Source organism: Mesorhizobium sp. M1E.F.Ca.ET.041.01.1.1, assembly GCF_003997355.1.
In the GTDB taxonomy this organism is placed as follows: domain Bacteria; phylum Pseudomonadota; class Alphaproteobacteria; order Rhizobiales; family Rhizobiaceae; genus Mesorhizobium.
Map to the genome: position 1 here is coordinate 1 of NZ_RZSL01000351.1, position 6,583 is coordinate 6,583.

The following is a 6,583-nucleotide window of genomic DNA, read 5'->3' on the forward strand; positions in this document are numbered from 1 at the left end:
GCCCCTGCGACGCCGGAGATTGGCGAAGGTGGCCGACCGCGGGGTCTCCCCCCTCAAGGGGGGAGACCCCGCGGTCGGCCACCTTCGCCAATCTCCGGCGTCGCAGGGGCAGCGCGAATGGAGATCAATCCATATGTGCAGCAGGCCCGCCACTGGCCGGAGCCGCCTTCGGCTTGCGCAGCAGGATGACGAACGGAACGGCAATCAGCGTCATCACCATCAGGATTTTGAAGTCGTTGATGTAGGAGATCATCATCGACTGGACGTTCACCAGCCTGTCGACCTGCGAAAGCGCGGCGGGATCGCCGCCTGCGGCGGCCGGCGAGGCGGCCCACAGGTTCGGGTTGTACGTGTTGATGAAGGCCGACAGCTCGGTGTGGTTCACCTGCGTGTTGCGCACCATCAGCGCCGCGACCACCGACACGCCGATCGAGGAACCCAGATTGCGCACCAGGCTGAACAGCGAGGTGGCGTCGGTGCGGTAGCGCGCGTCGAGCGTAGCGAAGGCGACCGTCGACAGCGGCACGAACACCATGCCCATGCCGAGACCCTGGATGACGCCCGAAGAGATGATCAGCCAGTTGTCCATCTGCGGCGTGAAGCTCGCCATGGTGTAGAGCGACTGCGCTGTGAGGAGGAAGCCTATGGCGACGAGGATCCTCGCATCGATCCTGTGCATGATGCGGCCGACGACCAGCATCGAGATCATCGTGCCGATGCCGCGCGGCCCCAGCACGACGCCGATCGTCACGGTCGGGTAGCCGAAGATATTGGCCAACATCGGCGGCAAGAGCGACATCGAGGCCAGGATCAGCACGCCCATGACGAAGATGAAGCCCAGGCCGGTCACGAAATTGCGGTCGAGGAATATCTTTGGATCGATGAAGGGATGCTCGGCCGTCACCGTGTGGATGGCGAACACCCAGAAGCCGGTGAGCGAAAGAGCGAGCTCGATCCAGATCTCGGCCGAATTGAACCAGTCTACCTCGCCGCCGCGATCGAGCAGGAGCTGCAGCGCGCCGACGCCGAGCGAGATCATGGCGAAGCCGAAGAAGTCGAAGCCGCGCACGCGCTTGGCGATGACCGGCAGATAGGCGGCCATGCCGAGGAAGGCGAGGATGCCGACCGGCAGGTTGATGAAGAACACCCAGCGCCAGTTGAAATTTTCCGTCAGCCAGCCGCCCAGCGTCGGCCCCAGGATCGGCCCGAGCATAATGCCGGCGCCCCAGATCGCCATCGCCTGGCCGTGGCGCTCTTTCGGGTTGATGTCGAGCAGGAAGGTCTGCGACAGCGGCACGATCGCCGCGCCGAACATGCCCTGCAGCAGGCGAAACAGCACTATCGTATCGAGGCTCCAGGCCAGGCCGCAAAGCATGGAGAAGATGGTGAACCCGACCACCGAGGCGAGGAATAGCTCCTTGCGGCCAAACCGGTCGGCAAGCCAGCCGGTCACCGGCGTCATGATCGCGGCGGCGACGATATAGGAGGTCAGCACCCAGTTGATGTTGTCGGGCGATGCGCCGAGGTCGCCGGTCATGGTCGGCAGCGCGACATTGGCGATCGTGGTGTCGAGCGCCTGCATGATCGTCGCCAGCATGAGCGCGACCGTGATCAGGCCGCGATGCGGGACCTCTTTGAAGGGTTCGGGCGTGCTCATGGTGCTGAACTTCCAGCAGGTAACGAAAACGTGTACATTAGGTTTCCGGGCGGCAAGGCCTTCCGTTGAGAGACCCTCATCGCGGTGGGACGCGAGGATCGATGTGGGGGTTACATCGACCGAAAGTCTCTATTCGAGCGGGATGCCTGCCGCCCGGAAACCTGAGGACCGACGGGCCCGTGTCGAAAGCTTCAGCTTCGGTCAAAGCCGCGGTGCGGCGCGTCTCGAACGCCTTGCTTTCCCACGCCTTCCATCAGACCAATCCCCTGCTCCAACTCTTTGTTTTTCCATCCTATTGCTCTGGCTCGCCGGCCGTTGCGTGACCGAAGATCGACGGCAGGCCGCGCGCCACGCCGGTGTCGACGGTGACCGTCGCGCTCATGCCGGTGCGCAGCGCCATCCTGGCATCGGGGTCGGTCAGCTCCAGGCGCACGGGGATGCGCTGGGTGACCTTGACCCAGTTGCCGGTGGCGTTCTGGGCAGGCAGCAGCGAGAACTCCGCGCCGGTGCCGGCGCCGATCGCCTTGACGGTCGCCTCGAAGGTCCTGCCCGGATAGGTGTCGACCACGATCTCGGCCTTCTGGCCCGGCTTCATATGGGTAAGCTGGGTTTCCTTGAAATTGGCGTCGATCCAGATGTCGCCGGTCTCGACCAGCGCAAACAGCGGCGTGCCGACGGCGACATACTGGCCGACCTTGAAGGACGAGGCCTGGTAGACCACGCCGTCGGCCGGCGCCTTCACCGTGGTCTGCGCGAGGTCGTAAGCGGCCTTGTCGCGCGCGGCTAAAGCCGACATCACGGTCGGATGCTTGTCGGTCTCGATGTCCGGGTTGCCGCCGAGCGCGGCCTTGGCGCTGACGATGCCCTGCTGAGCAACCGCCAACTGCTGCTTGGCCTTGTCGAGGTCGTTGCGGGCCTCATCCAACGATGACTTGGCGTTGATGCCTTTCTGGGCGAGATCGGCGGCGCGATCATATTGCGACTGCGCATAGTCGACCTCGCTGCCGGCCGACTTTTCCTGCGCCATGGCCTGGCTGTAGGCGGCGCGGAGTTGCTCGACATTGAGGCGCGCCGCGGCAACCGCCGCGTCGGCCTGGGCGAGCGCTATGCGATAGGGCTCGGGGTCGATGACGAAGAGAAGATCGCCCTGCTTGACGGTCTGGTTATCGGCGATGCCGACCTGGACGATGCGGCCGGCCGTATCGGAGGCGATCGAAATCCTGGCCTGCTGCAGGTTGGCGTTCTCGGTCTCCTGATAGCGTCCGCCGGTCACCCAGACATAGGCGCCACCGGCGAGCAGCGCCAGCGGCAGGGCGACCATCAAAAGGAAGCGGCCGGTGCGGCGCTTCTTCTTCGGCGCGGGAGCCGGCTGCGGTACCGGCGCCACCGAAACCGGACCTGGTGCCGGCTGCGCCGGCGCTTCCATTTCCAGCTTGGTGACGTTGTCTTCCATCTTGGCTGCCGCGTTCATGCTGCTGTGCCTTCCGTATTCTTTTCCAGCGACGACGCTTCGCCGTCCGTCAGATTCTGCACGATGGTGTCCAGCACCCGGATCAGGATGCGCCGGTCTTCCGGCGACACGCCGGTGAGCGATTCCTCATAGACCTCGCCGGCAAGGCTCTTGACGTCGGCATAGGCCGCATTTGCCTTCTCGGTTGGGAAGATCATGCGCACACGCCGGTCGGTCGCGTCCTGGCGGCGCTCGATCCAGCCGCCCTCTTCCATCCTGTCGACAAGGCGCGAGACGCTGATCGGCTCGATCTCGAGCAGCTCGGCAAGCCGCGCCTGGGCGACACCCGCCTCCTTGGCGACGCGGACCAGAAGCCGCCATTGCGCCGACGACAGGCCGAGCCCGCTGGCGCGCGCCTCGAAGCGCTTGCGCATCAGGCGCTGCACGTCGTGGATCAAAAATCCCAATCTGTCGATGCCATCCGAAACCATGAGCGGCATATATAATAAGCGTGCTTACTATTCAAGAGAGCGCATTGTTCCAGAAGCCGGAAATCGACATGGCAAGCAAGCGGAGCGCTCATGGCTAAAGCGCGTCGCGCTGAAAACGAATTGAGGCGACGCGCTTTAGGTCATTGGTTTGCATGTCGTTCTCCCAAAACCGCTGCGCACTTTTGGGCGACATGCATTAGCGCTGTATGGACGGGCAGCGGCGACGGCCTGAGGCGATGCCTTCACAGCGGGATGCCAACCACCTGAAATTCACTGTGTTTTAGCTGGTATGCTGGCGCCGTTCGGCATCTTCGTGATACAGCTTACGCCGTGGATCGGGGGATCAGCACAATGCCGACGCTCTATGCGCTGAAACCGGCTTTCCAGGACAGGCTGCGGCCGCTGGTCGGCAGGCTGGCCGCAATGGGCGTGACGGCCAACAAAATAACCATTCTGGCAGCCCTGCTCTCCGTCGCGGCCGGAACGGCTATCGCGGCGTTGCCCGCCTGGCGCGCGCCGCTCTTCCTCATTCCCGTCGTGCTTTTCGCGCGCATGGCGCTCAACGCCATCGACGGCATGCTGGCGCGGGAGCATGGCCAGGCCTCGACGCTCGGCATGTATCTCAACGAAATCTGCGACGTCGTCTCGGATCTCGCGCTGATTCTGCCGTTTGCCGCCTTCCCTCAATTCGGCGCCTGGGGCGTCGTCGCCTTTGCCATCGCCGCGGCGCTCACCGAGTTCGCCGGCGTGCTCGGCATCGCCGCCGGGATCGGGCGAAACTACGCCGGACCGTTCGGCAAGAGCGACAGGGCGCTGGCGCTGGGCGTGGTCGCGGTGCTCGCCGCCGCCGGCTTCTGGCCGGCGGCGATCGCGCCATTTGTGTTTCCGGCCATGGCTACGCTGTCGCTGCTGACCGCCATAAACCGGATACGCGCCGGTCTTATTGGCAGCAGCGGCTGAGCATCGAGGCTAGCCATGCCGCCCGAGGGAGACACCATGCTTCACGAACAGATCGCCGCAGCGCCGGCGGAAAGCCTTGCGCGGCAGGCGCAGGAACGCACCTTCCGCAGCCATGACGGCACGGAGATATTCTATCGCTTCTGGCCGGCGGCATCGGCCGATGCCAAGGGCGCGGTCGTGCTCTTCCATCGCGGCCACGAGCATGGCGGCCGCATGGCGCATCTCGTCGATGAACTCAGCATGCCCGACCACGCCTTCTATGCCTGGGATGCCCGCGGCAACGGCCGCTCCGCCGGCGAGCGCGGCTATGCGCCGTCCTTTTCGGCGCTTTTGCGCGACATCGACTGCTTCATGCGCGAGATCGCCGCCAGGGACGGCATTGCCGTGCGGGATATCGCGCTCGTCGCGCAGTCCTTCGGCGCGGTGCTTGCCGCGGCGTGGGTGCACGACTACGCGCCGAAACTGCGCGCCATGGTGCTCGCCTCGCCCGCCTTCTCGGTCAAGCTCTACGTCCCCTTCGCCAAGGAAGGCATCGCGCTCTGGCAGAAGATCAAGGGGCGCTTCTTCGTCAATTCCTATGTCAAGGCGAAGCTGCTGACCCATGACCCGGTGCGCATCGCTTCCTTCGAAAGCGACAAGCTGATCACAAGGCCGATCGCGTCGAATATCCTGGTCGAGCTCTACCAGCACGCGGCGCGCATCGTTTCCGATGCCCGCGCCATCACCGTGCCGACGCAGCTTCTCCTATCGGGCAGCGACTGGGTGGTGCGGCCCGCGCCGCAGCACGAATTCTTCGTCAATCTCGGCAGCCGCATCAAGGAGCGGCATGTTCTGCCGGGCTTCTTCCATGACACGCTGGGCGAACGCGACCGCGAGAAGGCGCTCGATTTGATCCGGCCCTTCCTCGAAGCGCAGTTCCAGACACCGGCGCCTGCCGTCGACCTGAAACAGGCCGATATCGCCGGCTATACGCGCGACGAGGCCGACCGGCTCGCCTCGCCGCTCGATCTCCTGTCGCCAAAGGGCCTCTATTGGGCAATGAGCCGCGCGTCCATCCGCATCGGCAGTTGGTTCTCGCGAGGCATGAAGATCGGCGTCAGCACCGGTTTCGATTCCGGTTCGACGCTGGACTATGTCTATGAGAACGAGGCGCGCGGTCTCGGGCCGATCGGCCGCGCGGTCGACCGGACCTTCCTCGATGCCATCGGCTGGCGAGGGATCCGCCAGCGCAAGCTCAACCTCGAAGAGCTGATCGGCTCGTCGCTGGCAACGCTCAAGGCCGCCGGACGGCCCGGCCATATCCTTGACATCGCCGCCGGCCACGGCCGCTACCTGCTGGACGCGATCGGCAAGAGCACCGAGCAGCCGGCCAGCGTGCGCCTGCGGGACTATTCCGACCTCAATGTCGAGCTCGGACGCAAGCTGATCGCCGAGCGGCGATTGCCGGCGAGCGTGTCTTTCCAGCGCGCCGACGCCTTCGACGGCGACGGGCTGGCGGCGCTCGACCCGGCGCCGGATCTCGCGATCGTCTCCGGCCTTTACGAACTCTTCGCCGACAACGCGCTGATTGCGCGCTCGCTCGGCGGCCTTGCCCGCGCCATGCAGCCCGGCAGCCTGCTGATCTACACCAACCAGCCCTGGCATCCGCAGCTCGAAATGATCGCGCGCAGCCTAACCTCGCATCGCGGCGGCCAGGCCTGGGTGATGCGGCGGCGCACGCAAGGCGAGATGGACCAGCTGGTCGAGGCGGCCGGCTTCGAGAAGCTCGACCAGCGCATCGACCAATGGGGCATCTTCACCGTCTCGTTGGCAAGGCGGCTTTAAATCAAGAGATAGAGCATGATGTCGTCCGAAAACCGCTTCACACTTTTCGGCATCATGCTCTAGGACCGCCCACGCATGCCCACCAGTGCCGAGCCCCCGCGCCTTGCAGTCTCCACATCCGCCGAGCCCTATGGGCGTGTCGTCGTCCGGGCAGCGCTTTGGCTCACGTTGCTCGCGCCACTCTTCTATTCGACCTACGGC

The 6,583-nt window shown here is 64.9% G+C and carries 5 protein-coding genes; 2 read left to right on the plus strand and 3 right to left on the minus strand.

Annotated elements, in window-relative coordinates; all coding sequences use genetic code 11:
• Nucleotides 1–124: 124 nt before the first annotated feature.
• The 3 genes from EOA38_RS24155 to EOA38_RS24165 form a co-directional block, all read right to left on the minus strand.
• Nucleotides 125–1,657, minus strand: a complete 1,533-nt coding sequence (locus EOA38_RS24155; protein WP_126094427.1) for a DHA2 family efflux MFS transporter permease subunit — start codon at nucleotides 1,655–1,657, stop codon at nucleotides 125–127.
• A 292-nt stretch (nucleotides 1,658–1,949) separates the two neighbouring features.
• Nucleotides 1,950–3,128, minus strand: a complete 1,179-nt coding sequence (locus EOA38_RS24160) for an HlyD family secretion protein (protein ID WP_126094428.1) — start codon at nucleotides 3,126–3,128, stop codon at nucleotides 1,950–1,952.
• Nucleotides 3,125–3,598, minus strand: coding sequence for a MarR family transcriptional regulator (locus EOA38_RS24165; RefSeq protein ID WP_126095943.1), 474 nt, complete (start codon nucleotides 3,596–3,598; stop codon nucleotides 3,125–3,127). Before EOA38_RS24165 ends, EOA38_RS24160 begins: the two co-directional genes overlap by 4 nt.
• Before the next feature lie 351 nt (nucleotides 3,599–3,949).
• On the opposite strand from EOA38_RS24165, the gene EOA38_RS24170 reads away from it, so the two are divergent.
• Nucleotides 3,950–4,558 carry a CDP-alcohol phosphatidyltransferase family protein gene (locus EOA38_RS24170; RefSeq protein WP_126094429.1) on the plus strand — a complete coding sequence of 203 codons (609 nt, stop codon included), beginning with the start codon at nucleotides 3,950–3,952 and terminating at the stop codon, nucleotides 4,556–4,558.
• A gap of 36 nt (nucleotides 4,559–4,594) precedes the next feature.
• Nucleotides 4,595–6,382: a bifunctional alpha/beta hydrolase/class I SAM-dependent methyltransferase gene (locus EOA38_RS24175; RefSeq protein ID WP_189350115.1), complete on the plus strand. Its 1,788-nt coding sequence runs from the start codon at nucleotides 4,595–4,597 to the stop codon at nucleotides 6,380–6,382.
• Nucleotides 6,383–6,583 lie beyond the last annotated feature (201 nt).

Excerpts from the sequence above, each read along its gene's own strand:
- EOA38_RS24160 (WP_126094428.1), bottom strand. The coding sequence starts at position 3,128 with ATGAACGCGGCAGCCAAGATGGAAGACAACGTCACCAAGCTGGAAATG.
- EOA38_RS24175 (WP_189350115.1), top strand. The coding sequence starts at position 4,595 with ATGCTTCACGAACAGATCGCCGCAGCGCCGGCGGAAAGCCTTGCGCGG.
- EOA38_RS24155 (WP_126094427.1), bottom strand. The coding sequence starts at position 1,657 with ATGAGCACGCCCGAACCCTTCAAAGAGGTCCCGCATCGCGGCCTGATC.
- EOA38_RS24170 (WP_126094429.1), top strand. The coding sequence starts at position 3,950 with ATGCCGACGCTCTATGCGCTGAAACCGGCTTTCCAGGACAGGCTGCGG.
- EOA38_RS24165 (WP_126095943.1), bottom strand. The coding sequence starts at position 3,598 with ATGGTTTCGGATGGCATCGACAGATTGGGATTTTTGATCCACGACGTG.